26 protein-coding genes and 1 tRNA gene are annotated in these 25,898 nt (G+C 48.6%); 5 read left to right on the forward strand and 22 right to left on the reverse strand.

Annotated features, from left to right (window positions below; all coding sequences use genetic code 11):
* Positions 1-134: 134 nt before the first annotated feature.
* On the reverse strand, positions 135-629 hold the full coding sequence (locus H8D24_05455; protein ID MBC8519834.1) for a CinA family protein: 495 nt from the start codon (positions 627-629) through the stop codon (positions 135-137).
* Between the two features lie 28 nt (positions 630-657).
* On the opposite strand from H8D24_05455, the gene mutS reads away from it, so the two are divergent.
* On the forward strand, positions 658-3,210 hold the full coding sequence (mutS, locus tag H8D24_05460) for a DNA mismatch repair protein MutS (protein MBC8519835.1): 2,553 nt from the start codon (positions 658-660) through the stop codon (positions 3,208-3,210).
* On the opposite strand, the gene H8D24_05465 is transcribed toward mutS, so the two are convergent.
* The 7 genes from H8D24_05465 to ffh all read right to left on the reverse strand — a co-directional run bounded on the left by H8D24_05465 (position 3,205) and on the right by ffh (position 8,395).
* Positions 3,205-3,933 carry a DsbC family protein gene (locus H8D24_05465; GenBank protein ID MBC8519836.1) on the reverse strand — a complete coding sequence of 243 codons (729 nt, stop codon included), beginning with the start codon at positions 3,931-3,933 and terminating at the stop codon, positions 3,205-3,207. The genes mutS and H8D24_05465 overlap by 6 nt on opposite strands.
* 6 nt (positions 3,934-3,939) lie before the next feature.
* Positions 3,940-4,788, reverse strand: a complete 849-nt coding sequence (gene xerD, locus H8D24_05470) for a site-specific tyrosine recombinase XerD (GenBank protein ID MBC8519837.1) — start codon at positions 4,786-4,788, stop codon at positions 3,940-3,942.
* 126 nt (positions 4,789-4,914) lie between these two features.
* Positions 4,915-5,259 carry a 50S ribosomal protein L19 gene (gene rplS, locus H8D24_05475; protein ID MBC8519838.1) on the reverse strand — a complete coding sequence of 115 codons (345 nt, stop codon included), beginning with the start codon at positions 5,257-5,259 and terminating at the stop codon, positions 4,915-4,917.
* 123 nt (positions 5,260-5,382) lie between these two features.
* Positions 5,383-6,066 (reverse strand): tRNA (guanosine(37)-N1)-methyltransferase TrmD, encoded by a 684-nt coding sequence (gene trmD / locus H8D24_05480; protein ID MBC8519839.1) that lies wholly within the window; start codon positions 6,064-6,066, stop codon positions 5,383-5,385.
* Entirely contained in the window at positions 6,066-6,581 is a 516-nt protein-coding gene (gene rimM, locus H8D24_05485) for a ribosome maturation factor RimM (protein MBC8519840.1), read from the reverse strand. Before rimM ends, trmD begins: the two co-directional genes overlap by 1 nt.
* A 51-nt stretch (positions 6,582-6,632) precedes the next feature.
* A complete protein-coding gene (gene rpsP / locus H8D24_05490; GenBank protein MBC8519841.1) occupies positions 6,633-6,887 on the reverse strand; it encodes a 30S ribosomal protein S16 in 255 nt (84 codons plus the stop codon).
* A 131-nt stretch (positions 6,888-7,018) separates the two neighbouring features.
* Entirely contained in the window at positions 7,019-8,395 is a 1,377-nt protein-coding gene (gene ffh / locus H8D24_05495) for a signal recognition particle protein (protein ID MBC8519842.1), read from the reverse strand.
* Between the two features lie 91 nt (positions 8,396-8,486).
* Here ffh and ccsA point away from each other — a divergent pair, with 91 nt between their 5' ends.
* On the forward strand, positions 8,487-9,299 hold the full coding sequence (ccsA, locus tag H8D24_05500; GenBank protein ID MBC8519843.1) for a cytochrome c biogenesis protein CcsA: 813 nt from the start codon (positions 8,487-8,489) through the stop codon (positions 9,297-9,299).
* Entirely contained in the window at positions 9,296-10,570 is a 1,275-nt protein-coding gene (locus H8D24_05505) for an HlyC/CorC family transporter (protein MBC8519844.1), read from the forward strand. The genes ccsA and H8D24_05505 overlap by 4 nt, the downstream gene beginning before the upstream one ends.
* Here the strand turns inward: H8D24_05505 and radA are convergent.
* From radA to rnr, 9 genes are all read right to left on the reverse strand, one after another.
* Positions 10,560-11,921, reverse strand: coding sequence for a DNA repair protein RadA (gene radA, locus H8D24_05510; GenBank protein ID MBC8519845.1), 1,362 nt, complete (start codon positions 11,919-11,921; stop codon positions 10,560-10,562). The genes H8D24_05505 and radA overlap by 11 nt on opposite strands.
* Positions 11,922-11,924: 3 nt before the next feature.
* Positions 11,925-13,001, reverse strand: coding sequence for an alanine racemase (gene alr, locus H8D24_05515; protein ID MBC8519846.1), 1,077 nt, complete (start codon positions 12,999-13,001; stop codon positions 11,925-11,927).
* Positions 12,998-14,380, reverse strand: a complete 1,383-nt coding sequence (gene dnaB / locus H8D24_05520) for a replicative DNA helicase (GenBank protein ID MBC8519847.1) — start codon at positions 14,378-14,380, stop codon at positions 12,998-13,000. Before dnaB ends, alr begins: the two co-directional genes overlap by 4 nt.
* Before the next feature lie 153 nt (positions 14,381-14,533).
* Entirely contained in the window at positions 14,534-14,983 is a 450-nt protein-coding gene (gene rplI / locus H8D24_05525) for a 50S ribosomal protein L9 (GenBank protein ID MBC8519848.1), read from the reverse strand.
* A gap of 84 nt (positions 14,984-15,067) precedes the next feature.
* Positions 15,068-15,958 carry a hypothetical protein gene (locus tag H8D24_05530; protein MBC8519849.1) on the reverse strand — a complete coding sequence of 297 codons (891 nt, stop codon included), beginning with the start codon at positions 15,956-15,958 and terminating at the stop codon, positions 15,068-15,070.
* 160 nt (positions 15,959-16,118) lie between these two features.
* Positions 16,119-16,349: a 30S ribosomal protein S18 gene (locus H8D24_05535; protein MBC8519850.1), complete on the reverse strand. Its 231-nt coding sequence runs from the start codon at positions 16,347-16,349 to the stop codon at positions 16,119-16,121.
* A 41-nt stretch (positions 16,350-16,390) separates the two neighbouring features.
* Positions 16,391-16,855: a 30S ribosomal protein S6 gene (rpsF, locus tag H8D24_05540; protein MBC8519851.1), complete on the reverse strand. Its 465-nt coding sequence runs from the start codon at positions 16,853-16,855 to the stop codon at positions 16,391-16,393.
* Between the two features lie 132 nt (positions 16,856-16,987).
* On the reverse strand, positions 16,988-17,740 hold the full coding sequence (gene rlmB / locus H8D24_05545; GenBank protein ID MBC8519852.1) for a 23S rRNA (guanosine(2251)-2'-O)-methyltransferase RlmB: 753 nt from the start codon (positions 17,738-17,740) through the stop codon (positions 16,988-16,990).
* 155 nt (positions 17,741-17,895) lie between these two features.
* Positions 17,896-20,295, reverse strand: a complete 2,400-nt coding sequence (rnr, locus tag H8D24_05550) for a ribonuclease R (protein MBC8519853.1) — start codon at positions 20,293-20,295, stop codon at positions 17,896-17,898.
* Between the two features lie 67 nt (positions 20,296-20,362).
* Between rnr and H8D24_05555 the strand changes: the two genes are divergently transcribed.
* Both H8D24_05555 and H8D24_05560 read left to right on the forward strand, forming a co-directional pair.
* Positions 20,363-20,449, forward strand: a tRNA-Leu gene (locus tag H8D24_05555).
* Between the two features lie 42 nt (positions 20,450-20,491).
* Positions 20,492-20,959 carry a hypothetical protein gene (locus H8D24_05560; protein MBC8519854.1) on the forward strand — a complete coding sequence of 156 codons (468 nt, stop codon included), beginning with the start codon at positions 20,492-20,494 and terminating at the stop codon, positions 20,957-20,959.
* A 1-nt stretch (position 20,960) separates the two neighbouring features.
* Here the strand turns inward: H8D24_05560 and H8D24_05565 are convergent, their stop codons facing one another.
* From H8D24_05565 to hflK, 5 genes are read right to left on the reverse strand one after another with little or no spacing between them, the layout of a single operon-like run.
* Positions 20,961-22,271 carry an adenylosuccinate synthase gene (locus H8D24_05565; GenBank protein MBC8519855.1) on the reverse strand — a complete coding sequence of 437 codons (1,311 nt, stop codon included), beginning with the start codon at positions 22,269-22,271 and terminating at the stop codon, positions 20,961-20,963.
* Positions 22,272-22,309: 38 nt separating this feature from the next.
* Entirely contained in the window at positions 22,310-23,482 is a 1,173-nt protein-coding gene (locus H8D24_05570) for an ATP phosphoribosyltransferase regulatory subunit (protein ID MBC8519856.1), read from the reverse strand.
* A gap of 20 nt (positions 23,483-23,502) precedes the next feature.
* On the reverse strand, positions 23,503-23,697 hold the full coding sequence (locus H8D24_05575; protein ID MBC8519857.1) for a DUF2065 domain-containing protein: 195 nt from the start codon (positions 23,695-23,697) through the stop codon (positions 23,503-23,505).
* A gap of 6 nt (positions 23,698-23,703) precedes the next feature.
* Positions 23,704-24,570, reverse strand: coding sequence for a protease modulator HflC (gene hflC / locus H8D24_05580; GenBank protein ID MBC8519858.1), 867 nt, complete (start codon positions 24,568-24,570; stop codon positions 23,704-23,706).
* Positions 24,571-24,572: 2 nt separating this feature from the next.
* The gene (hflK, locus tag H8D24_05585; protein MBC8519859.1) at positions 24,573-25,790 is read right to left on the reverse strand and encodes an FtsH protease activity modulator HflK; all 1,218 of its coding nucleotides are present in this window, start codon (positions 25,788-25,790) and stop codon (positions 24,573-24,575) included.
* Between the last annotated feature and the right edge of the window lie 108 nt (positions 25,791-25,898).

The raw sequence follows: 25,898 nt of genomic DNA on the forward strand, positions 1-25,898 counted from the left end.
CCATGCGCATTACGGAGCCCTTGCCGAACTGGCGTTCGATCTGGGTAAGGGCTGCCTCTAGTGCTTTTTGTCTGTTCTTGTCCATCTGATAAAGCCTGTGAAATAGCGTGAAATTATCCCATAAAAGAGAAGACTCACCTAACCAATTTTATGTTCTGCAACACCTTTTCCAGAGCATAAAGAACGGTCTGTTCACGGATCTCATTGCGGTTGCCATCAAAAACTACTGACTCCCCATGAAACAGATCATCTCTCCCCTGCCAACCAAACCAGACCAACCCCACAGGTTTGTCATCACTACCACCGGTTGGTCCAGCAATGCCACTTACTGCCACGGCAACATCTGCACTACTGCGATCCAGAGCCCCTGTAACCATCTCCTGAACCGTCTCTATACTTACCGCGCCATACTGCTGCAATGTCTGCTCAGACACACCCAACATCTCCATTTTGGACTCATTGGAATAGGTGACAAACCCACGCTCAAACCAGCCACTGCTACCTGCTGGATCAGTCATTACTTTGGAGATCCACCCGGCAGTACATGATTCTGCAGTAACAAGCATCAAACCATGCTTCAACAGCTCTCTCGATAACTCATTTACTACATTTTCAATTTCGTACTGCATTCTGTTTTCCGGTAAACTTTCTCGCTCAATGAACAGCAGTAATCATACCCCGGTAATGCAGCAATTTCTTCGTATCAAGGCGGAGCATCCTGACTCGCTGCTGTTTTACCGTATGGGAGATTTTTACGAACTCTTCTTTGACGATGCCAAACGGGCAGCTGAACTACTTGATATCACACTGACTGCACGTGGCAAATCAGCTGGCGAACCTATCCCGATGGCTGGTGTCCCTTACCATGCTGCCGAGCAGTATCTTGCCCGTCTGGTAAAACTTGGTGAGTCTGTAGCAATCTGTGAACAGGTTGGTGACCCTGCCAAAAGCAAGGGCCCGGTTGAACGCCAGGTGGCTCGAATCATCACTCCAGGCACTCTTACCGATGAGGCGCTGATGGATGACAATGCCGAGAGTTTGTTGGTATCCATTTACGAAGATGATGGGCGCTATGGTGTAGCAATACTTGCACTGGCAGCAGGACGTTTTCAGGTTATGGAGATAAATGGTCTACAGTCCCTGTTTGGAGAGCTAGAGCGGATAAAGCCATCAGAGATCCTGTTTCCTGAAAACTCTCAACTACGCACACAACTTGATGGACGCAGTGGATTACGCCCTCAGCCTGGGTGGAATTTTGATCCTGAAACAGCACAAAGAGAGCTGGCCAAACAGTTTGGAACCAACGATCTATCAGGGTTTGGGTGTAATGATCTAACTATTGGACTAGGTGCTGCGGGGGCACTTTTACAATATGTCCAGCACACACAACGAACCTCACTACCACACCTGAACAGTATTCAACTCCTGCAGCAAGAGAAAAATGTCTCTATTGATGCAGCCAGTTACAAAAACCTGGAGATTCTATCCAATCTTGCAGGTGGCGAGACTCACACCCTTATCGAAACAATGGACCATACCAGCACTGCCATGGGAGGTCGCATGCTGCGGCGCTGGCTGAGTAATCCAATACAGAATAAAACTGTTCTTGAACAACGTCTCTTCTCTGTTGAGTCCATTTTCGAACAACGTCTTCACGATACCTTTCAGCCCATATTGCGTGGTATTGGTGATATGGAGAGAATCCTCTCCCGTATTGCGCTACGAAGTGCCCGCCCCCGTGACCTGGCACGATTAAGGGACTCCCTGACATCACTTCCTGCACTGCAACAGTCCATCAGGGATGATCAACGCGAAGCACTGGGTAGTCTGGCACAACAAATTTCAACTTTTCCGGAAATTGAACAGCTACTTACAAGTGCAATAATCGATAACCCGCCCATGATTATTCGTGATGGTGGAGTTATTGCGACAGGATATGATATCGAACTGGATGAGCTACGCTCTATCCGTAAGAATGCCGGGGAACTACTACAGCAACTGGAGCAGAGGGAGCGAGAGCGTACCGGAATCACCACCCTCAAGGTTGGTTATAACAGTGTTCATGGTTACTACATCGAGATTGGCAAGGCACAGAATGGAGAGATTCCAGTGGAGTATGTGCGCCGCCAGACACTTAAAGCAGCTGAACGTTTTATCACTCCAGAGCTTAAGAGCTTCGAGGATAAAGTGCTATCTGCCAATGAGCGTGCGTTAGGGCGTGAAAAAGCACTCTACGAGGAGCTCATTGAAAAACTTATCGATATCTTGGTGCCGCTACAGCAATGTAGCTTGGGAATTGCTGAACTTGATGTATTGACCAACCTTGCCGAACGTGCGGAGAGGCTGGAGTGGGTACGACCACAACTGGTTGATGAGAGTCAACTTGCAATCAAGGAGGGGCGCCACCCGGTTGTTGAGACTGTTTCCGAAACCCCTTTTATTGCCAATGACCTCTCTCTCGATGACTCCACCAGAATGTTGATAATCACCGGACCCAACATGGGCGGCAAAAGTACCTTTATGCGTCAGAATGCGTTGATTGTCCTGTTGGCACATATTGGCAGCTTTGTCCCGGCTACGGCTGCAACCATAGGTATGGTTGATCGAATCTTCACCAGAATTGGGGCATCTGATGACCTCGCTGGTGGCCGCTCCACCTTTATGGTGGAGATGACAGAGACAGCCAACATCCTCCACAATGCCACTTTCCGCAGCCTGGTGTTAATGGACGAGATTGGTCGTGGCACCAGCACTTATGATGGACTTTCCCTGGCTGGGGCATGTGCAGAACATCTGGTTAAACATCAGGGGTCACTCAGCCTGTTTGCAACCCACTATTTTGAGCTTACGGCAATGGAGAATCAGCTTCCTGCCATAAAAAATGTCCACCTGGATGCAACAGAACATGGTGACGGTATTGTTTTTCTTCATGCTGTACGTCCAGGGCCAGCAAATCAGAGCTATGGGTTACAGGTTGCGAGTTTAGCCGGTATACCACAACAGGTAATTAAGCAGGCACAGGAGAGGTTGATTGAGCTGGAAGAGGAGCAGGGGTCACAAACCACCGTCGCCAGCTCCTCAACCAGACAGCCACAGATGTCTCTGTTTAGTAGATCAGCTGTAGAGGAGCTTGTGAGAGATATGGATCCAGACCAGATGACACCAAAGGATGCGCTGGATGCAATCTATCAACTCAAAAAGAGCCTATAGCCCAAGTTTCTCAATCAGTTTTTTTGCCGGCATATAGCCACTAATAACCTCTCCGTCATCCACTACAATATGTGGCGTCCCCTGCAACCCAAAGCTGGTAGCCAGGCGCATCTGTGACATAACAGGATTTTCACAACTCTTTTTATCCAGCTTCTCGCCAGACTTTGCCGCTGTCAATGCGGCTGCACGATCTTCGGAACACCATACTGTTACTGCCTTCTGGTAAGAGGATGAGTTGAATCCTGCACGAGGATAGAGTAGATACCTAAGCTTGATACCGGCATCCATCAGCTCCTCGCGCTCTTCATGTAGGCGAACACAATAAGGGCAATCAATATCGGTAAAGATGGTCAGTGTGCGCTTGCTCTCTTTAGGGGCATAAACCACCATCTCTGACTCATCCAGTCCATTCAGTATCTCTACTCTGGCTGATGCAATACGCTCATCTGTCAGATTGGTACGACTCTCCAGATCCAGCATCTCACCATCAATCAGATAACGCCCATCAGCAGAGAGGTAGAGAATTGTAGTGCCGTACCGAGCCTCAAAAAGACCTGAGACAGGGGCAGCACGCACCTCACTGGGGGCTGTTCCTGGAATAATCTTCTGCAACCGGTCCGTTACCGCATGGGGAATATCTCCAGCTGCCTCAGCCCATGACAGGGTAAAAGAGATGATCGCAAAAAATGCGGCGGCTATTTTTATATATGTATTGTTTTTCATTATTTATTAACCTCTTGGATGATGTTCTTTATGTATATTCTTCAATCTTTCTCTGGCAACATGCGTATAAATCTGGGTAGTTGATAGATCACTATGACCCAATAATACCTGAACAGAACGGAGATCGGCTCCATGATTCAGCAAGTGTGTAGCAAAAGCGTGCCTTAATGTGTGCGGGGAGAATGGTGTCAAGATACGGGCCTCACGACCATACTTTTTTAGTCTGATCCAAAACGCCTGGCGAGACATCCCCGCCCCCCTGGAGGTTACAAAAAGCGAATCGGAGGTACGTCCCTGCATAAACACTGGTCTGCCTTCATCCAGAAAACGCTCTATCCAGTAAAGCGCCTCCTCTCCCAAAGGGACTAGGCGCTCTTTGTTTCCCTTTCCCATAACACGGGCAACCCCCTGTCTCAGATTGAGCGCATCTATTCTTAGCTGTACCAACTCCGAAACCCTGAATCCCCCACCATACATCAACTCGATCATTGCACGATCCCTCAACCCCAGTGGAGCTGAGACGTCCGGCGTGTCCAGTAGATCCTCAACCTCCTGTTCAGTCAGGGTAGATGGCAGCGCACGACCAATTTTTGGAGAGTCAATCCGCGCCGTCGGGTCATCTCTTCGTACCCCACTATTTAACAGATAGCGGTAAAAACGTCGCAGGGAACTTAATACCCTTGCTACGGTGCGCGCATGACGCCCCTTGCCAGCAAGATATGAGAGATAGCCCAGCAATGATTCTCTATCAGCCTCAACAATATCGTCAACATACTGTTCATCAAGCCAGGTACGGTATTGATTGAGATCACTGCGGTAGGCAGAGATAGTGTTTTGACTCAACCCTTTCTCCATCCATAGAGTATCAAGAAAATCCTCTATCTTCCCCTTTCCCAACTATTCAGCCTCCCAAAACAGAAGAGGGCGGATCATATAATGACCCGCCCTCTTTGCATTCACCCTTTCAACAGGAAAAGGTTACTAAATCTTCTCTTTAATACGTGCAGCCTTACCAGTACGCTCACGCATGTAGTACAACTTGGCTTGGCGAACCACACCACGACGCTTGACAGTGATACTGTCAACCAACGGGCTATAAGTCTGGAACACACGCTCCACGCCCTCACCATACGAGATCTTGCGAACAGTAAACGATGAATTCAATCCACGATTTTTCTTGGCAATACAGAGCCCCTCAAAAGCCTGTAGACGTTCACGATCACCCTCCTTTACCTTAACCTGAACAACAACTGTATCTCCAGGATTAAACTCAGGAATCTCACGACCCATCTGCTCCGCTTCCAACTCTTGAATAATATTACTCATCACTCTAATCCATAACTCTCTGTAAACATAAAAATAACCCTTGATCACGCTAACATGCAAGGGCTTTGAAGCGGGCAATTATACTGTTTTTCCACAGTTTTTCACCCTATTATTACCAAATATTCACAATATATCTGGCCGTCGCTTTTTTGTTCTGAGCTCTGCCTGTTCCCTTCTCCACTCAGCAATAGCCTGATGATTTCCACTCAACAAAACCTCTGGTACCGATCTTCCATCCACCTCCTCCGGACGGCTATAGTGAGGGTGATCCAACAGCGCATCAGAAAATGAATCCTCTGCTGCAGAGTCCGCATGCCCTAACGCTCCAGGCACAAGCCGGATCACAGCATCCATCAGCACCATAGCTGGCAACTCTCCCCCACTAACAACATAATCACCAATTGATATCTCCTCATCCACCTCGGACTCAATCAGCCTCTCATCGATGCCTTCATAACGTCCTGCCAACAGAAGCATGCCATCTTTTTTGCTCAACTCCTCTATCTTGCCCTGAGTAAGCGGTTTTCCTTGTGGTGAGAGATAAATCAGATAAGGAGATATTCCGCTCTCTTTCTGACTATCTCTCGCCTGACAGATAGCCTTTTTCAGTGGCTCATAGAGCATTACCATACCTGGGCCTCCACCATAGGGACGATCATCCACAGTACGGTGCCGATCCTCTGTAAAATCTCTGGGGTTCCAGTGATGGATATCCACCAACCCACGATCAACAGCTCTCTTTGTTATCCCCTGCCCGGTAATAGCACTCAACATCTCGGGAAATAGTGTAATGAGATCAAAACGCACTAGAAATCCAGCCTCCACTCAACCGTGATCCTTTTCTCTTCAAGATCAACCTCGGTAACCCATTGGTTAACAAATGGGATCAATACATCTTTATCTTCACCACTTATCACCATCACATCATTGGCTCCCGTCTCCATCAAATCGGAAACCTCGCCCAACACCCCGTCATCAGAGTTAATCACCTGACATCCAATCAGATCTGACCAGTAGTACTCGTCATCTGTTAATTTTTCCAATGCATCTCGTCTGACCGATATATCAACACCAATCAGCTCCTCTGCTGCTGTTCTATCATTGAAGCCATCCAGGAGCACAACAACACCTTTACCATGACGCTTTCCCTGTTTTACCACAAACTCTCTCTGCTCCCCATTTATGGTTAACAACCACTTGCGGTAACGCAGGATATTCTCTCGAGGAGATGTATAGGAGTATATTTTCACCCATCCACGAACGCCAAAAAGCCCACTAACTCTTCCCAGCAACACCAGGGAATCAGTGGACTTCTTATTCATCGGAAGGATGAGTACCCCGTTCTGCTCGGGTGAGCATCACAGGATGGTTAATCAGGCTGCGGCGGCCTTGCTATTCTCTTTAACAAGACTGGCAACACGATTGGAAAGCTGTGCACCATTGGTAATCCAATGATCTACACGGTCCATATCCATCTCCAGGCGCTTCTCGTTACCGGATGCCACAGGATTAAAGTATCCGAGCTTCTCCAGGAAACGTCCATCACGACTATTTCTCTTGTCAGTTGCAACAATGCGGTAAAAAGGACGTTTTTTTGCACCACCACGTGCAAGACGAATTACTACCATTTTTTCTTTCCAGTTCTCAATATTTAATGGATGAAAAAAACCGACCCCAATCAACCTAATGTGAGTCGGCTCTTAATTAGTCGGGCATTATACTGCATGAAAGCATCGAAGTGAAGATTTTTGAAGCCATTTTAAAATGGCATTTTCCCCCCTGGCATACCCCCTCCGCCAGCCATTCCTCCCATCCCCCGCATCATTCTGGCCATCTTCCCGCCTTTCATTTTTTTCATCATCTTCTGCATCTGCTTGAACTGCTTCAAAAGACGATTAAGATCCTGCACTGTAGTGCCAGAGCCTTGGGTGATTCTTCTCTTTCTTGACCCTTTGATCATGTCTGGGCGACGGCGCTCCTTTGGAGTCATGGAGTTGATCATGGCCTCCATACGTAAAAACTCACTATCATTTACCTGGTTCTTCACTTTATCCGACACATTTGCCATTCCAGGCAACTTATCCATCATCGAGGCAACCCCACCCATCCCCTGCATCTGTTGCAACTGATCTCTGAAATCCTCCAGATTAAAGCCTTTTCCCTTGCGTACCTTTTTGGCTAGCTTGTCGGCCTTCTTTTTGTCTACCTTACGCTCCAGCTCCTCAATAAGGCTTAAGGTATCCCCCATCCCAAGTATTCTGGAGGCGATACGATCAGGATAGAAAGGCTCAAGTGCATCAACCTTCTCACCAACACCAAGAAACTTGATTGGCTTACCAGTTATCTGACGTACAGAAAGTGCCGCGCCACCACGAGCATCACCATCTGCCTTGGTCAAAACAACACCGGTCAACGGCAATGCTTCATCAAAGGCCTTGGCTGTATTGGCGGCATCCTGGCCTGTCATGCTATCAACAACAAACAGGGTCTCGACCGGAGTAACTGCAGCATGCAGCTTCCGAATCTCTCCCATCATCTCCTCATCCACATGGAGACGACCGGCGGTATCAATAATCAAGACATCGACAAACTGTTTTCTGGCCTGAGCTAACGCATTTTTTGCGATATCCACCGGTTTTTGATCTGCCGTACTGGGGAAAAATGTTGCTCCAACCTCATCTGCCAACAATCTCAGCTGCTCAATTGCTGCTGGGCGGTAGATATCCGCACTGGCAACCATCACCTTTCTGGATTCACGCTCCTGCAGAAAACGGGACAGTTTTGCCACACTGGTTGTTTTACCAGCACCCTGCAGGCCAGCCATAAGAATGACTGCCGGGGGTTGTGCACGCAGATTAAGCCCCTCGTTGGCATCCCCCATCAATACCACAAGTTCTGATTGAACAATTTTTATCAACGCCTGCCCAGGAGTAAGGCTTGCAGATACCTCCTGCCCTAGAGCACGCTCCTTGACCCGTTCAATAAACGCCTTCACAACAGTAAGCGCGACATCTGCCTCAAGTAGCGCCATACGAACATCACGAAGTGCCTGCCCTATATTATCTTCAGTCAGACGACCCTGGCCCTTCAGAGTCTTGAGAGTTCGGTTAAGGCGATCGGTAAGATTTTCAAACATAGACAAATTATATCTAATTCTACTGACGAAACGGTTTCATTTATGACATCATCAACAAAAAAACCGGGCAGAAGTAATGTAAGGAGTTGATATGGACTTTGTCACCACAGGAATCATCGCAAGTCTACTGTACCTTGTTACAGCAGTTGGGCTGGGACGTATGCTGACTCAGGGAATATCCTGTTTTGACCACCCAAGAAATGGGCTGAAACTGCTAGGGGTTATTGGTTTTTTGTTCCACACAAATGTTCTGTTCCAACTGGTCGTGGCGCAGTGGGTCAACCTGGGGTTCTTCCATGCACTATCAATCACAAGCTGGTTGCTGGTACTTCTGCTTGAAATTACCTGGTTAATTCGCCCTGTAGGAAATCTTGGCATCATTATTTTCCCTATATCAGCCATAACAGTTCTGCTACAGATCACCAATCCTGGTGCAGTGATACACACTGCATCAACCGCGCTCGATACACATATTCTACTCTCCATGCTTGCATACAGCCTGTTGGGTATAGCAGCACTACAGGCGATCCTGCTCGCAGTACAGGAGCATCACCTGCGCAATAAACAGCCAGGCGGATTCATTCGAGCACTACCACCTATGGCTGATGTTGAGCACCTGATGTTTCAGCTGATTCGTGCAGGACTGTTAATGCTTACACTGGCTCTCTTGAGTGCTATTCCTCTGGTAGAGGATATGGTGGCACAACAACGTGCGCATACTGCTCTGCTATCCATCATCTCCTGGATCATATTTGCCGCACTGTTATGGGGAAGAAAACAGCATGGTTGGCGCGGTCGTACTGCTGTGCGCTGGACTATTAGCGGATTTGTAATCCTCTTTCTTGCCTACTTTGGTAGCCGCTTTGTTGTCGAAATACTGATAGGTATCCCCTCCAGCGGATGAATGAAGTCTCCACAGAGATTCTTTCCGGAATTCTCTTCCTATTGATTCTTATATCCGCTTTCTTTTCTGGTTCAGAAACCAGTATGATGGCAATAAACCGATACCGCCTGCGCCACCTTTCTCGAATCGGGCATCGTGGTGCACGTTCAGCATCTCAACTTCTGGATCGCCCTGAGCGGTTGATTGGATTGATCCTGCTTGGCAATAATTTTGTAAATATTCTCGCATCCTCCATAGCCACAATAATCGGTATGCGTATATTTGGTGATGCCGGAATAGCCATTGCTACCGGCATCCTCACTTTCGTTATTCTTATTTTTGCCGAGGTTACTCCAAAGACCATTGCTGCCCTTTCACCAGAACGTTTTGCCTATCCCGCATCATTCATACTTACACCACTGCTGCGTATTCTTTACCCTCTTGTCAGGCTGATAAACATAATCACCAATATTGTGTTACGTATGGTTGGAATAAAGCTCAACTCATCCCAAACTGATCACCTCTCCAGAGAGGAGTTGCGTACTGTTGTAAAAGAGGCTGGAGGGTTGATTCCAAAAAAACATCAATCCATGCTCACCAGTATCCTTGATCTTGAGGAGGTCACGGTAGAGGACATAATGGTCCCCCGCAACGAGATTATTGGAATAAATATCGAGGATACGTGGAGCGAGATTCTTACCCAGCTATCCCTTACCCAGCACACACGTCTTCCCGTGTTTAGTGACAACAGCGAACACCTGTTGGGAATTCTCCATATGCGTAATGCTATTCACCTAAGCTCCTCCGAGAAAGAGGGAAAAAGTGAACTCATCAAGGCACTGCATACACCACTCTTTATACCAGAGGGGACAACACTTAACATCCAGCTTCTTCAGTTCCAGAAGTTCAAAAAAAGAATGGGGTTGGTCGTTGATGAATATGGTGACATCCAGGGGCTGGTAACCCTTGAGGATCTGCTTGAAGAGATTGTCGGGGAGTTCACCACAGATGTATCCGATACAATCTCCGAGATAAAGCCGCAGGAAGATGGATCATATCTGGTTGAAGGCAGTGCCAACCTGAGAGAGTTGGAGAAAAAAATGGGGTGGGATCTGCCTCTGGATGGTCCAAAAACAGTTAACGGACTTATCCTGGAACATCTGGAGGATATACCGGAAGCCGGTACCAGCATGATGATAAATGGATACCCGGTAGAGGTTACCAATGCATCAGAGAATATTGTTCGTCGGGTACGTATTTTCCCTCTGTTAAGAAAAAACCTTATAGACTAGCCAACACCTCTGACAGTCTGCCAACCGCCATAACTTCCAACCCTTTAATGGGGGTTCTTGGGCTATTGGCTTGCGGGATTATCGCTCGGGTAAAACCATGCTTGGCCGCCTCTTTAAGCCTCTCCTCTCCTCCCGGCACAGGACGCACTTCACCAACCAGGCCAACCTCGCCAAAGACAATTGTCCCCTCCGGTAACGGCCTGTTCTGCAGGCTGGATATAATCGACAGCACAACAGCAAGATCTGCTGCCGGCTCGGTGACTCTTACTCCGCCAACAACATTTACAAATACATCCTGATCATAGCTGACAACTCCACCATGTCTGTGCAGTACAGCCAGTAACATTGCCAGACGATTATGCTCAAGACCGATAGAGACCCTTCTGGGGTTGGATAGGTGGCTCTCATCTACCAGCGCCTGCAACTCAACCAACAGGGGGCGCGTCCCCTCCATAGTGACCAGTGTCACCGTACCCGCGACCGGAGAGTCATGACGAGAGAGAAAAATGGCAGAGGGGTTTGAAACCTCCTTCAGCCCGGTCTCTGTCATTGCAAAGACCCCCAGTTCATTTACCGCACCAAAACGGTTTTTAATAGCCCTGATCACCCGGTAACGACTTCCACTCTCCCCCTCGAAATAGAGAACAGTATCGACCATATGCTCCAGTACTCGTGGGCCTGCCAGGCTACCATCTTTGGTTACATGACCCACAAGAAATATGGATGTCCCTGTCTGTTTGGCATAACGTACCAGCCTCGCTGTACTCTCTCTCACCTGTGCCACTGATCCTGGTGCAGACGTCAGATCTTCAGTATAGATTGTCTGAATTGAGTCGATGACCAGTACCTTTGGATGGAGCGACTGGGATACCTCTATAATCTGTTCAGCCTGTGTCTCAGTCAGCAGGTCGAGCTTTGATGGATCCACCCCCAAGCGTTGCGCCCGCATGGATATCTGTCTGGCTGACTCCTCTCCCGTCACATAGAGAACCGGTATCTCCGTAGCCAGTTTCGCCATAATCTGCAGCAACAGGGTAGACTTTCCAATCCCTGGGTCACCTCCAATCAGCACTACAGATCCATGAACCATGCCCCCACCAAGCACCCTGTCCATCTCGGTGATTCCTGTTGAGCTCAAAGCATCAGTTGCAGTTTCAACCTCAGACAGATTAACTATCTTTGCACGCTCTCCAGCATATCCGGCAAAACGTCCTCCGCTCTCCTTACCGGATGAGGAAACCGCCATCTCGGTCAGGCAGTTCCACCCCTTGCAGGTAGCACACTGCCCTGCCCACTTGGGAGAGACATCACCACACTCTGTACAGACAAATTCAACTTTGCTCTTTACCACAGACTATCCCTCCTCTCGTCTGACCCTTGAGGTTAACTGACAAAGCAACTCATAAGAGATGGTGTCTGCCTTATCTGCAATCTCCTCTATCGGCAATCCATCTCCCCACAATATTGCCCGATCACCAACCATCGCATCTGGCACCTCTGTCAGATCTACAGTTATCATATCCATGGATACTCTACCCACAAGAGGGACCCTCTGATCCCTGATCAACACTGGAGTACCCGTGGGCAGAGAACGGGGATAGCCATGACCATAGCCAATGGCAACCACCCCAATACTCATATCTTCCGGCGCACACCAGGTGGAGCCATAACCAACACAATCTCCCCTCTGCAACTTTTTGACAGCAATCAGCGGGGCCTTTAGTGTCATGACCGGCTTCAGACCAATAGAGTCTGCACTCTGTTGAGAAAATGGCGAGCCTCCATACAACATGATTCCCGGACGCACAAAGTCATAATGGGTGCTGTTGTCAGAGAGCAGGGCTGCAGAATTTGCCATGCTACGCCTGATATCAAGCTGTTGGCCTGATGTCTCGAACAACTCTTGTTGCTGCTGATTCATCTTATGATCTGGCTTATCGGCATTGGCAAAATGGGAGATCAGAACCAATTGATCAACACATGAACTCTCTTCCATAAGTGGTAACAACTGATCCACCCGCTGCGGATAAAACCCAAGACGGTGCATTCCGCTATCCACCTTTAACCACACCACCAATGAGCGCTTCAGGTGTGTGGATTTCAGCAGACTCCACTGCTCTTTCGAATGCACTACCGTCTGCAAATCAAGCTGAGAGGCAGCATGCAGCTCCTCCTCCCCTTCAAACCCCTCAAGCAACAGGATAGGCTTCTGAACTCCGGCACTCCTCAGCTGAACCGCCTCATCCAGGCACCCAACAGCAAACATGTCTGCCTGATATAGAGCATGAGCAACCGTTAACAATCCATGTCCATATCCATTAGCCTTGATTACAGCAACAACCTGGGTCTGGTCTGAAACTCTATCTCTTGCCTGTTGCAGATTATGTCGAAGCGCCTCCAGATTAATGGTGGCGGTAACCTGACGACTCATTCGTGTGCGCCGGGATGGCTGGCCATGTAGGTAGGGGCAAGATTGTCGAAACGGGTATATTCCCCATGGAATGCAACTTTCACTGTGCCAATAGATCCATGACGCTGTTTGCCCAGAATAATCTCTGCAGTCCCTCGATCCGGACTCTCCTCGTTGTATACCTCATCACGGTATATAAAGACGATAATATCTGCGTCCTGCTCGATAGAACCAGATTCACGAAGATCAGACATTACCGGACGACGGTTGGGACGTGACTCCAGTGAACGATTGAGCTGTGACAGCGCAATCACCGGGATATTCATCTCCTTTGCCATCGCCTTGAGAGAGCGGGATATTTCTGCAATCTCGGTTGCCCTGTTTTCCGAAGACGCCTTGCCAGAGCCCTGCATCAACTGCAGGTAGTCAATCACTACCAGATCAAGGCCATGGTTGCTGCGAGCAATTCTACGCACCCTGGAGCGCAACTCTGTAGATGTGAGAGCCGGAGTATCATCAATAAAAATATTGCTGTCTTTCAGTTGATCAACAGCCTTTATCACATACTGCCAGTCATCATCATCCAGTTGTCCGGTACGAATCTTGTTTGCATTTACTCGTCCCAAAGAAGAGATAAGCCTGGTAGCCAACTGCTCACCGGACATCTCCATACTGAAAACTGCTACCGATGCCCCCCCTTTTACTGCAGCATTTTCTGCAATATTCATTGCAAACGAGGTCTTACCCATTGCGGGGCGCCCTGCCACAATAATAAGATCAGATTTCTGCAGACCTGTTGTAATTCGATCAAAGTCAGAGAAGCCTGTAGCAATACCGGTAACCGCACCGCTCTTTGAGTTGTAAAGCTTGTCGATACGATCAACTGCACGTGTAAGCAGGGTCTGCATATCCTCAAACCCTTTCTGATTGCGACTCCCCTGTTCTGCAATCTGGAATATTGACTGCTCGGCCTGATCCAGAATTTCTGAGACCTTGCGTCCGTCAGTATTGAATGCAGACTCCGCAATCTTGTTGGATGCTGTGACCAAACGGCGCAGAATCGAACGCTCTCTTACTATATCTGCATAGTGACGAATATTTGCTGCACTTGGGGTATTTTTTGCCAGTGTCCCAAGATATGCCAATCCACCTGCATTCTCAGCCTCATTCCTGCTCTCCAGCCACTCTGTCAATGTAATGACATCAAATGGCTTGTTGTCCTCTGCAAGACTGGAAATAGAGCGGAAGATCAGACGATGATCCTTGCGATAAAAATCCTCCTCCACCACTCTGTCAGAGACAATATCCCAGCTATTGTTATCCAGCATCAATCCGCCAAGCACAGATTGCTCAGACTCAATATGTTGCGGGGGAACAGTTAGTGATGAAGAATCAGACATGGCTGGTTAGGATAATCCAGAACTGAAAACAATTCGACCATTAAACGGACAAAATATGAATACCAGACAAAAAAATAGCCCTCACACAAACGTGCAAGGGCTATCTTGATTCAATAGCCGCACAACAACGTGCAACCTGTTGAAGACAAAGAATTACTCTTCAGCAACAATAACCACGACTACATCACAGCTAACATCTGTATGCAGCTGAATTGTAACCTCATGATCACCCAGCTCACGCAGTGGGCCGTCAGGGAGACGAACTTCGCTCTTCAACACCTCAACTCCAGCATCGGTGATGGCTTTTGAAATCTCGGCTCCAGTTACAGAGCCAAATAGCTTTCCTTCCTCACCAGCCTGATGAGCAATCTCCAATTTAACCGTAGCAATCTGGTCAGCACGAGCCTGTGCCGCAGCCAGTGTCTCGGCAGCAAGACTCTCCAGCTCTGCACGACGCTCTTCAAACTCTTTCAGGTTTTCCGGGGTTGCCGACTTTGCCTTCCCTTGAGGGAGAAGAAAATTACGAGCATATCCAGGTTTGACTGAGACCTTGTCCCCGAGATCACCCAGGTTAGCCACTTTTTCAAGCAGGATCACATCCATTTAAGTTTCCTTTTTATATCTACAGACTCTCTTTGAAAATGGCAGAGAATCACGCCATAAAATAAAATTTTCAACAGCCACCTACTACGCTGCAAACTGTTTACGATAATTAACCCATGTATCGGTTACACCAACCATCGTCACAACAAATCCCAGCGGGGTAAACAGTGTTAACAGATAGAGTGCTGTAATCCACCCCTTCCGTTTTGTCCTCATCTCCAGCAATGCATGAGCTACTGCAAGCCCTTGCACCATAAATAGGGTCATCCAGATCTGCATAAGATCCGGCACAATACTTGGAACTGCATCACCCATCAACATCCCGGGCAACATTACTGCCAACCCAAGAAGCACAGAATTCTTTCCCAGCTGTAGCGCCAGAAACTCCTGCTTCAAACCACCAGGATTGTATAGCATCGCCTGCCAACCACGCGCAATCAACAGCATTGCAGTCAATCCCAGGAAAAATCCAGCAGCCAAAACTCCCGTCAATACCTCTGCCAGCTGTGGTTTTAAAAGTATCTCGACATCAGGGGCAACGGCTCTCTCCCCAGTGGCCTCAAAAAGATTCTGTACTGTCTCCTGCCACCATATCGCAGGATTTCCATCCACAAACATATAAAATAGAAACAGAACAACCACCCCAAACAGAGCCGCAATCTGAAAAACAATCTTCAGAGAATTGGTGCCCTTCAAAACAGCAGCCAGAACCCAGACAGGCAACCAGAACAGCGCCAATACACCAACTGTCACTGCATTATCGCCATTCAGGCTATTTACAGCCATGGCCAGGACTAAACCTCCAGCCAGCGTCAACAGACCTTCGACTGCTCCTTGACGCAGGGTTACCAGACCAACTACTGCCCCGGTAAGATATCCAATTGGTGGCAACAATAGAGTTACAAAAGCCAGCATTGCAATCGTCCCCATCGCATGGAGACGACTACGCAGTACAAATTCAGCAAGTGCTCGCATAGCTTAAATGCGTTTACCCTAACAGTGATTATTCAGGTTGCCCCTGTACGTATTCAAGACAAGGCCAAAAACGTCAATTTACAAGTGCACCCAAGGGCATCAAGATAAATGATCATTTTTTAACACTGTCATGGAGGCGTACAGTGGGTTACCTGTATGATCAGCGGTCGTGGGCGTCCGAGTATGGTAACAACGCCAAAAAACGGGCGCGCTTAATCTCTGTTGCCAGCTGACGCTGATAACGTGACTTTGTTCCAGTAATTCTTGATGGGATGATAGCTCCGGTCTCGGAGATAAAGTCCTTCAAAAGTTCAACATCCTTATAGTCGATTGCTGGTGCATCTTTCATGCTGAATCGACAAAATTTTCTTCTACGAAAATAGCGTGCCATTTTTAATCTCGCTTATAAATATTTATGGTTAATCAGAACGACTAGGCCTCAGTGGCCTCAGTCTCTGCTGGTGCGTCGGCCTCTGAAGATTTCTCTGCTGTAGCAGCAGGAGCATCTGTAGATGCTGCTCTATCATCACGGCGTTCTCTGCGTGAATCATCCCTATCCTTGCGGCTGGACTCCTTCTCTTTCGCAGTCATCATTGCAGATTGACCCTCAGGAACACCCTTCATGGAAAGCACCTGGCTACGGATCACAGCATCATTGAACTTGAATAGCCCGGATAGTTCGTTCAATGCAGCAATTGTGCACTCGACGTTCATCAGCACGTAGTGGGCCTTGTGAATCTTGTTGATAGAGTATGCCAACTGACGGCGTCCCCAATCCTCAAGACGATGGATCTTGCCACCATCACCCTCAATTACAGAGCGATAGCGTTCTACCATCGTCTCCACCTGATCACTCTGGTCTGGGTGGACCATAAATACGATTTCGTAATGTTTCATTTTTCAATGTCCCCTTATGGATAAAAAAGCCTGATATGAGATCGTTGACTCATATGCAAGCAAGGAGGAATCACCAAAAGCATGGCTCCTGACGATTCGGAGCGCGCATTATACTGATACAACGGATGATAATCAACGTGATAACATGCGTTGGCGCACCGCCTCAAAAAGGGCAACTCCAGAGGCAACAGAGACATTCAGGCTGCTTACCTCACCAGCCATCGGTATCTTTACCAGTTGACTACAATTCTCTTTGGTTAGACGCCTCATGCCTCCCCCCTCAGCACCCATAACCAGCACCAACGGGCCACCAAGATCAGCCTCATACAGAGAATCGGTAGCCTCACCTGTAGCTCCAACAATCCACAATCCTCTATCTGCCAGACTCTTCAATAGGCGAGAGAGATTTGTAACCATCACAAAAGGGAGAGATTCTACTGCACCAGATGCAACCTTGCGTACAACCGGGGTAATACCAACCGAGCGATCCTTGGGAACTACAACAGCATGAACTCCTGCAGCTTCGGCACTTCTCAGACATGCGCCCAGATTGTGAGGGTCGGTCACCCCATCAAGCATTAACAGAAATGGCGGCTCTGAGAGATTATCCAGCATCTCCTCCAACCAATTATCGTCATATATTTTCTGCTCTGTTTTTACTGCAACCTCAACCACCACACCCTGATGTACACCACCCTGAGCCAGTCTGTCCATCTCTCTTTTTGAAACTTTGCGTACAGATATTCCCTGACGTTTTGCCTGCTGCACCAGATCTTGAAGACGCCTGTCATGACGCCTCTCGTCCACCAACAACTGGTCACCCTTCCGCGCCTGCCCTGACTTTAGCCAACCACGAACTGCATGGATACCGAAGATCTGCTCCATTATTAAGTAACCTCTGAAAAAGATTAATGGGATGGGGGTTTGGGGGAATGGCTCTACAGGTGTTATTGTAACATACTGAACCATAACCCTTCCCTCATAGGATAACTTGTGAGGGAGATCTGATTGGGTCACGAAGTGACTTAATCAGAGGTTCCTTAATGCCTTTCTGATGAACCCTTTGATGTACGTCTGGGTCTGCGCTTGACCGATTTTTTCTTTACGACCTTTCTCCCTCTGTTATCTCTTTTGGCACTTTTCTTCTTCGATACTTTTTTCTTTGAGGCTTTTCTGGCTGGACTCTTTCTCTCCTGCTTGCCTCTTTTACCCTTTTCCTTGTTGCTCTTTCTAGAGTTAGCACGTCGACCTTTCGTCTTTTTTGTGCTGCTACTCTTTTCCAGATGGAGAAAATCAATCTTGCGCTCATCCAGATCAACACGTGCAACCTGCACCCTGATGGTATCTCCCAAACGGAACTGACGACCGCCCTGTTCTCCAGTTAACTGATGACGTACCGGATCAAAATGGTAGTAATCATTCTGCAATGCAGTAATGTGAACAAGACCATCAACAAAAATATCATCCAGGGTAACAAATAGACCAAAACCGGTAACTCCACTTACAACCCCGCTGAACTCCTCGCCAACATGGTCCATCATGTATTCACACTTGAGCCAATCAGTAGCGTCACGTGTTGCGTCATCAGCACGTCGCTCGGTTGTTGAACACTGCTCTCCCAACCTGACCATATCTTCCTTGTCATATCTGAAACTGCCAGCACCCTTCTTCATGGCAGATCTGATCATCCCTGTACCCAGCAGATGTCCAATGGCTCTATGCACCAACAGATCAGGATAGCGTCTGATAGGAGATGTGAAATGTGCATAGTTCTCATGCGCCAGGCCAAAGTGGCCAACACTCTCGGGAGAGTAGACTGCACGACTAAGGCTTCTCAGTAGAACTGTCTGAATCAGATTGAACTCTGGGCGGTTACGTGCCAAGTCCAGCACCCGGGCATAATCTCCGGGTTGTGGACGGTCACCGCCAGCCAGGGTCAGTCCAAACTCTCGTAGAAACAGACGGACCTCATCCAGTCTCTCGGATCCTGGTTGCTCATGAACACGATAAAGAGCCGGAATCTTGTTGCGCTTCAGATAACGTGCTGCACATACATTGGCAGCAATCATGAACTCCTCAATCATCTTGTGTGCATCATTACGAATGGTAGGCACAATACGGTCGATCTTCTTGCCCTCACCAAACTTTATCTGCGTCTCCACTGTATCAAAATCGATAGCACCACGAATCGTACGTGCATCTCTCAGTACGTGGTACAGAGCATGTAACTCCTGCAGTTCTGGCAGATATTTTTTATAGACTGGTGGCAACGAATCAACTTTTCCATCCAGGGCGTCTCCCACCTGGTTATAGATCATTCGTGCTGCCGAACGCATTACACCCTGGTGAAAACGTGAACTTGTTACCTTGCCTGACTCGTTAATCTGCATCTCGCAGACCATACAGAGACGATCAACATCCGGGTTAAGTGAGCAGAGCCCATTTGATAGCGACTCTGGCAACATCGGAACCACATGACCAGGAAAATAGACTGAATTGCCTCTAACAATAGCCTCCCGATCAAGCGCACTCTCTGGCTCCACATAATGGGATACATCGGCAATGGCAACCAACAGACGCCACCCTTTTGGGGTGCGACTGCAGTAGACAGCATCATCAAAATCACGAGCATCCTCGCCATCAATGGTGACCAAAGGGGTGTTGCGAAAATCCTTTCTTCCCTTCTTTGCCTTCTCCGGAACCTCAGCCGCAATTGATGCAGCCTGTCGCTCTACTGCATCGGGCCATAGATGAGGAATCTCGAATGCTCGAATCGCAATATCAATCTCCATGCCGGGAGCCATATGGTCACCCAGAACCTCGGCCACCCTGCCAATGGGGCCACTACGCCTTGATGGTTGCTCAATCAGCTCGACCAGAACAATCTGGTCACTCTTTGCTCCAGCCTGCTGTTCAGAAGGGATCAGAATATCGTGAGTGATATGCTTGTTACTTGGCACTACCGTTCCGACACCACGCTCAAGAAAGAAGCGCCCAACCACCTGCCGGGTTCCACGTTCCAGTATTTCGGTAACCTGGCCTTCACGTTTTCCGCGTCTGTTTACTCCAACTATGGATACCAGCAGGCGATCACCATGCATAACCGAACGCATCTGTTTGGCATGCAGAAATACATCCTCGCCGCCCTCATCAGGGATAAGAAAACCGAAACCATCCGGATGTCCCTGTACCCGTCCACGTACCAGATCCATACGCTCAACCAGACCGTATCCACCACGCCTGTTCTTTGCAATCTGCCCATCTCGTGACATCGCAATCAGACGGCGACGCAACCCCTCCTGACGCTCTTCATCCTCATAGCCAAACTGATCAATCAGCTGCTTCAATGATTGAGGTGCATGATTCTGCTTTAGTACCTCTATTATCTCCTGCCTTTCAGCTACAGGAACCGTATAAAAATTTTTATTCTCTTCTTTCAATGATTCTTTACCTTGATAATTGACACCAGCCCGATGGGCCGGTAAAGTGCGCGCTCATTCACACCCTGCCTGGGTGGCGGAATTGGTAGACGCGCTAGCTTCAGGTGCTAGTGGGGGCAACCCCGTGGAGGTTCAAGTCCTCTCCCAGGCACCATATTTTTCTCCATTTATATTCAATGTGCGGTATCTTACGCCCATGATACGTATACTGTTAACACTTTTTACTATTCTCTCACTGACCGGATGCAGTGATAATCCACCACCAAAACTTGCTCCCGAGCTTGAGGGGACACTGGTCAGCTCCGCAGCACCGGTGGCCATGGAAAATCTGCAAGGGCAACAGATCTACCTATATTTCTTCCCCATGGGTTGCGAAGAGTGCTGGGTAACCATTGAGAAGATGGACAAACTCCGAGACCAGCTCAATCTGATTGGTATCGTCATGTACGAAGAGATTGATAATTACTGGTACGATGTTTACGAGCTAAGTCGACGACACTTCATTAATCTGCTGCCACTTTATGCCGACCATGATGAAAATATAGCCTATGACTACAATGTTGAGCAATTTCCAGCATGGATAACCGTCAACAAGAGTGGAGACATTAGCAAATCTGCCTCAACACCCCCATCGGAGGTGTTGGAACATATGGAAAAACTATAGATCAGGAGAATGGGTGGTTAAGGACAATTGTCTCTTCACGATCAGGGCCAGTTGAGATGATATCAATCGGAACGCCACACAACTCCTCCAGACGACTCAGATATGCCTTTGCACTATCTGGAAGGGCATCATAGTCACGCACCCCAAGTGTTGACTCACTCCAGCCAGACATCTCTTCATATACCGGCTCACACGCCTCAAATGCATCAGCCCCAATCGGTGGTGACTTTCTGATCTCGCCATCCATACGATAGCTTGTACAAATCTTCAGTGTCTCAAGTCCATCCAGCACATCCAGCTTGGTAATGCAGAGACCAGTAAAACTGTTAATCTGTACTGCTCTGCGCAGAGCAACTGCATCAAACCAGCCACAACGCCTGGCTCGACCGGTAGTTGCACCAAACTCGTGCCCCTTCTCTGCCATATGCTTGCCGTTATTGTCACAGTAATCCTCTCCATCATAAAGCTCTGTTGGGAATGGACCTGAACCGACTCTGGTTGTGTAGGCCTTGGTAATACCAAGAATATAATCCATATAACGTGGACCAACACCAGTTCCTGCCGATGCTCCACCAGCAGTTACAGTTGACGAAGTTACGTAAGGGTAGGTTCCATGGTCAATATCAAGCAGTGTTCCCTGCGCCCCCTCAAACAGTATCCCCTTGTCTTGCTCCTTAAGGTCAAACAGCTCCTCAGTTACATCTGTAGCCATTGGACGCAACTCATCAGCCATAGCCAGAGAGCTCTCCAAAACCTCATCATAATCCACAGGGTCAGCCTTGAAATAGTTCACCAGAGCATGGTTGTGATACTCCATCACCTCGCGCAGACGCTCTCTAAAGCGCTGTTCATCAAGCAGGTCACCAAGACGAATACCGCGACGAGACACCTTATCCTCGTAGGCTGGGCCAATACCACGGCCAGTAGTGCCGATAGCCTTCTTGCCTCGGGCCACCTCTCGAGCCTGATCCAGCGCAATATGATAAGGAAGAATCAGCGGACATGCTTCACTTATGCGCAGACGTTCTCTTGCTGGAATTCCACTCTCCTCCAGCATGCGGATCTCACTCAACAGTGCATCCGGAGCCAGCACCACACCATTGCCAATAAAACAGGTTACGTTATCGCGCAAAACTCCAGAAGGGATAAGATGAAGTACAGTGGTGTCGCCATCAATCACCAGGGTATGTCCTGCATTGTGACCCCCCTGAAACCGGACCACGGCCGAAGCACGATCTGTCAAAAGGTCGACGACCTTTCCTTTTCCTTCGTCACCCCATTGAGATCCGATAATTACTACATTCTTTGCCATCTTATATTTTCTCTAACTGTTTTATAGATCACATCACTCTATTTGGTTGGCTCTACGGTCCAGCCACCATCATTCAACACCAACTGACGATCACATCCCATATCACCAGCGGTCTCATTCTGTCCGGGTAGCTCGACAATTACCCGCTCACCAGAGCGTCTTAAATTATCTATCTCGACAGAAAGCGCACCATCCTCACTGTGCGGTGCAAAAATTGCTGGGAGAGGATAATTCCGATCACCACCTGATGCAACGAGATTCTTGATGTCTGCACTAAAACCGGTTGCCGGACGAGCTCGCCCAAAAACCGCACCAACATTGTCATAGCGTCCACCCTGAGCAACAGCCTCACCTTTTCCTGGGGCATAGGCTGCAAATACAACTCCAGTGTGATAATCGTAACCACGCAGTTCTGCCAGATCAAAATGCATTTCAACATTCCACTGCTGTCTGGAGGCAGTCTCTGCAATAAGCTCCAGGGTACTGATTGCCTGGTGAGCAGATGGATCAAGCAATGTTTTTGCCTCTTCCAACACCTCAACTCCACCATTAAGATCTTTCAGTGCCAGTAGCTGAGACCTTAGCCCCTCATCCTTCACGCCACCAACAACAGCTTCAACCTCAACAGATGCCTTGCGCTGCAATGCATCAAACAGCATAAACTCATCCTGCGCCGACAAATCTGCCCGCTCAACCAGACTGCGGTAGATTCCAACATGGCCAAGATCCAGCACCAGTGACTCTTGTCCCGCAAGGTCAAGCATCTCCAGCATCAGACGAATCACCTCCAGGTCACTCTCAATTCCTGCATGGCCATAAAGTTCTGCCCCTACCTGAATAGGGCTTCTGGTTGCGCCTGAAATCTCGGGACGAGTATGTAGCACAGACCCCAGATAACAGAGACGGACCGGCCCTTCACGATTCAAGCGGTGGGCATCAATACGTGCAACCTGTGGGGTCATGTCCGCACGAACCCCCATCATTCTGCCGGTCAATTGGTCGGTAAGTTTGAATGTCTGTAGATCAAGATCATTTCCAGTTCCCGTCAACAGAGACTCCAGATACTCGATCAGAGGAGGAATTACAGTCTCATAGCCCCAGCCATGAAAAAGATCAAGTACCTTGCGACGCAGCGACTCAATCTCCACTACCTCAGCTGGTAGCAGCTCTTCAATACCGTCAGGCAATCTCCAATTTTCCAACGACTGCATCAATCTTCCTCTCTATGCGTTCACACCACTCTGACAAGATAAAGCAGCCCTGCGCCAGCCACCATACTAATCAATCCCATCTTTCTCAACTGACCACTCTCCATGCCGGCAAGCCGTCCCATGGTATCCCTCCAGCCATCAGGGTTCAGTGCTGGCAACAACCCCTCAATCACCAGCACAAGGGCCAAAGCGGCCAACAGATCAGACCAGACCATTATTGGCTACTTGGTCACCTTGCCGTTAAAATACTGGAAGAACTCACTATCCGGTTCAAGAACCAGCAGATCACCCTGACTGCTGAAAGTTTTCTCGTACGCCCCTAAACTACGATAGAAGGCGTAGAACTCTGGATCCTTGTTATAGGCAGTGGCATAAATTTCCGTTGCCTTGGCATCTCCCTCACCTCGCATCTTCTCTGCCTTCTGGTTGGCCTCGGCAATAATCACCGTGCGCTGCCGATCAGCCTCTGCACGAATTCGCTCGGCAGCCTCTGAACCTTCGGAACGGAACTCCTTGGCAATTCGATCACGCTCTGCCTCCATGCGTCTGAATACAGAGTTGCTCACCTCCTGTGGCAGGTCAACACGCTTGATTCTGACATCAACCACCTCAATCCCGAAGGCTTTGGCCTGAATCCCAGCACTTGCAGTAATGGCTGCCATGATCTCGTCACGCTCACCACTGATAACCTCCTGAACTGAACGTTTACCAAACTCCCCACGCAGACCATCCTTGACTACCTGGGAGAGGCGCTGGTTTGCAACCCAGAAATCACCGCCAACTGACTTGAAAAAGGTCTCAACATCCACAATGCGCCATTTCACGAATGAGTCAACCTGCACGTTCTTCTTCTCGGCCGTGAGATAACGTTCTGGATCTGCATCCAGGGTCTGAATACGTTTATCAAACTTGCGTATATTATTGACGATAGGGATCTGAAAATGGATGCCCGGCTTGTAATCCGTCTCTGCAATTTCGCCCAGTCTGAATTTGATGACCAACTCACGCTCATCAACTATAAATGCTGACATCGAAAAAGTAATCAGTGCGACAACCACTACTCCTAAAACTATCTTGATTCCATTCATGATTATCGTCCTCTACTACGCTGGTCAGGGCGTGAAGGTGAGCCGCCACTATCACGGGTTGTGCGAACCTTGTTTACCACAGATCCTGCCGGGGATGAGGTTCGTGTCGTAGTGCCACGTTGCACCATCTTGTCCAGTGGCAGATACAGCAGACTATTACCACTATCCACATCGATCATCACCTTGCTGGAGCGAGATAGAACAGTCTCCATTGAGTCTATATAGAGCCTTTTGCGTGTTACCTCAGGAGCCTTCTCATATTCGGCAAGAACCTGATTAAAACGAGAAGCCTCACCATCCGCCCTCACTATGACCTGTTCACGATAGGCCTCTGCCTCAGCCACAATTCGTGCTGATGCACCACGTGCCCTGGGAATAATGTCATTACTGTATGCCTCAGATTCATTGATCAGACGCTGTTTATCCTCACGTGCCTTGACCACATCTGCAAATGATCCCTGTACCTGGTCGGGTGGCTGAGCATCCTGCATATTCACGGTGGTGACATCCAGACCGGTATTATAACGATCGGTAATAATCTGAATCAGATCACGTGCGCGAGAGGCGATATCTGCTCGTCCTTCGGTCAAGACATAATCCATATTGCTCTTGCCGATAACATCACGCACAGCACTCTCTGTGGCCTGGCGCAGGGTCAGGTCAGGATTTAGAACACTGAACAGGTAGTTCTTGGCATCCTTTACCCGGTACTGGACTGCGAACTTGATATCGATAATATTCTCATCCTTGGTCAGCATCAGAGATTCACGTGGAACCGAACCGACTGACTGAGTACCGCCTCGAGAGCGATACCCAATCTCGATATTACGAATCTCCTCGACATTAACCTTCTCAACGCTGGCAATTGGGTATGGTGGAACCCAGTGTGGTCCAGGCATCGTACTGGTGAAATATTTTCCAAAGTAGAGTTCAACCCCACGTTCTGCCGGATCAACAATATAGATACCGGACAGCATCCAGACTGCCACCAATAGACCAACTATGGTTCCTGCCCCTATCATGCCGCCGCCACCACTCTTGCCGGAAGGTGAGGTACTGCCGCCTCCGCCTGAACCCTTGCCTCCAAAAATCTGGGAGATTGATCCCTGCAGCTTCTTTATCACCTCATCGAGGTCGGGTGGTTGCTGGCTATTCTTGCCGCCCCCCCATGGGTCACTGTTCCCTGGCCGTTTACGACCGGAATCATCGTCCCATCCCATCTCTGTTTTTCCTGCTGTTACAGATTGACTCTGTATCACTTTATCTTTCATGTAATGTCCTTATATAACCGCAGGAATTTATTTCCTGCTCTGCTTCCCTGGTAGTGT

This window comes from Candidatus Thiopontia autotrophica (assembly GCA_014384675.1).
In the GTDB taxonomy this organism is placed as follows: Bacteria; Pseudomonadota; Gammaproteobacteria.

Bases quoted from the DNA above. Each gene is read 5' to 3' on its own strand.
- xerD (MBC8519837.1), bottom strand. From the start codon at position 4,788: ATGGAGAAAGGGTTGAGTCAAAACACTATCTCTGCCTACCGCAGTGAT.
- H8D24_05570 (MBC8519856.1), bottom strand. From the start codon at position 23,482: ATGCAGTCGTTGGAAAATTGGAGATTGCCTGACGGTATTGAAGAGCTG.
- rplS (MBC8519838.1), bottom strand. From the start codon at position 5,259: ATGAGTAATATTATTCAAGAGTTGGAAGCGGAGCAGATGGGTCGTGAG.
- rpsF (MBC8519851.1), bottom strand. From the start codon at position 16,855: ATGAAACATTACGAAATCGTATTTATGGTCCACCCAGACCAGAGTGAT.
- rlmB (MBC8519852.1), bottom strand. From the start codon at position 17,740: ATGGAGCAGATCTTCGGTATCCATGCAGTTCGTGGTTGGCTAAAGTCA.
- ffh (MBC8519842.1), bottom strand. From the start codon at position 8,395: ATGTTTGAAAATCTTACCGATCGCCTTAACCGAACTCTCAAGACTCTG.
- H8D24_05565 (MBC8519855.1), bottom strand. From the start codon at position 22,271: ATGGCAAAGAATGTAGTAATTATCGGATCTCAATGGGGTGACGAAGGA.
- H8D24_05455 (MBC8519834.1), bottom strand. From the start codon at position 629: ATGCAGTACGAAATTGAAAATGTAGTAAATGAGTTATCGAGAGAGCTG.
- H8D24_05560 (MBC8519854.1), top strand. From the start codon at position 20,492: ATGATACGTATACTGTTAACACTTTTTACTATTCTCTCACTGACCGGA.
- rimM (MBC8519840.1), bottom strand. From the start codon at position 6,581: ATGAATAAGAAGTCCACTGATTCCCTGGTGTTGCTGGGAAGAGTTAGT.
- H8D24_05505 (MBC8519844.1), top strand. From the start codon at position 9,296: ATGAATGAAGTCTCCACAGAGATTCTTTCCGGAATTCTCTTCCTATTG.
- rpsP (MBC8519841.1), bottom strand. From the start codon at position 6,887: ATGGTAGTAATTCGTCTTGCACGTGGTGGTGCAAAAAAACGTCCTTTT.
- dnaB (MBC8519847.1), bottom strand. From the start codon at position 14,380: ATGTCTGATTCTTCATCACTAACTGTTCCCCCGCAACATATTGAGTCT.
- hflC (MBC8519858.1), bottom strand. From the start codon at position 24,570: ATGAATGGAATCAAGATAGTTTTAGGAGTAGTGGTTGTCGCACTGATT.
- alr (MBC8519846.1), bottom strand. From the start codon at position 13,001: ATGAGTCGTCAGGTTACCGCCACCATTAATCTGGAGGCGCTTCGACAT.
- H8D24_05465 (MBC8519836.1), bottom strand. From the start codon at position 3,933: ATGAAAAACAATACATATATAAAAATAGCCGCCGCATTTTTTGCGATC.
- mutS (MBC8519835.1), top strand. From the start codon at position 658: ATGAACAGCAGTAATCATACCCCGGTAATGCAGCAATTTCTTCGTATC.
- ccsA (MBC8519843.1), top strand. From the start codon at position 8,487: ATGGACTTTGTCACCACAGGAATCATCGCAAGTCTACTGTACCTTGTT.
- H8D24_05530 (MBC8519849.1), bottom strand. From the start codon at position 15,958: ATGCGAGCACTTGCTGAATTTGTACTGCGTAGTCGTCTCCATGCGATG.
- rplI (MBC8519848.1), bottom strand. From the start codon at position 14,983: ATGGATGTGATCCTGCTTGAAAAAGTGGCTAACCTGGGTGATCTCGGG.
- H8D24_05535 (MBC8519850.1), bottom strand. From the start codon at position 16,349: ATGGCACGCTATTTTCGTAGAAGAAAATTTTGTCGATTCAGCATGAAA.
- hflK (MBC8519859.1), bottom strand. From the start codon at position 25,790: ATGGGATGGGACGATGATTCCGGTCGTAAACGGCCAGGGAACAGTGAC.
- H8D24_05575 (MBC8519857.1), bottom strand. From the start codon at position 23,697: ATGGTCTGGTCTGATCTGTTGGCCGCTTTGGCCCTTGTGCTGGTGATT.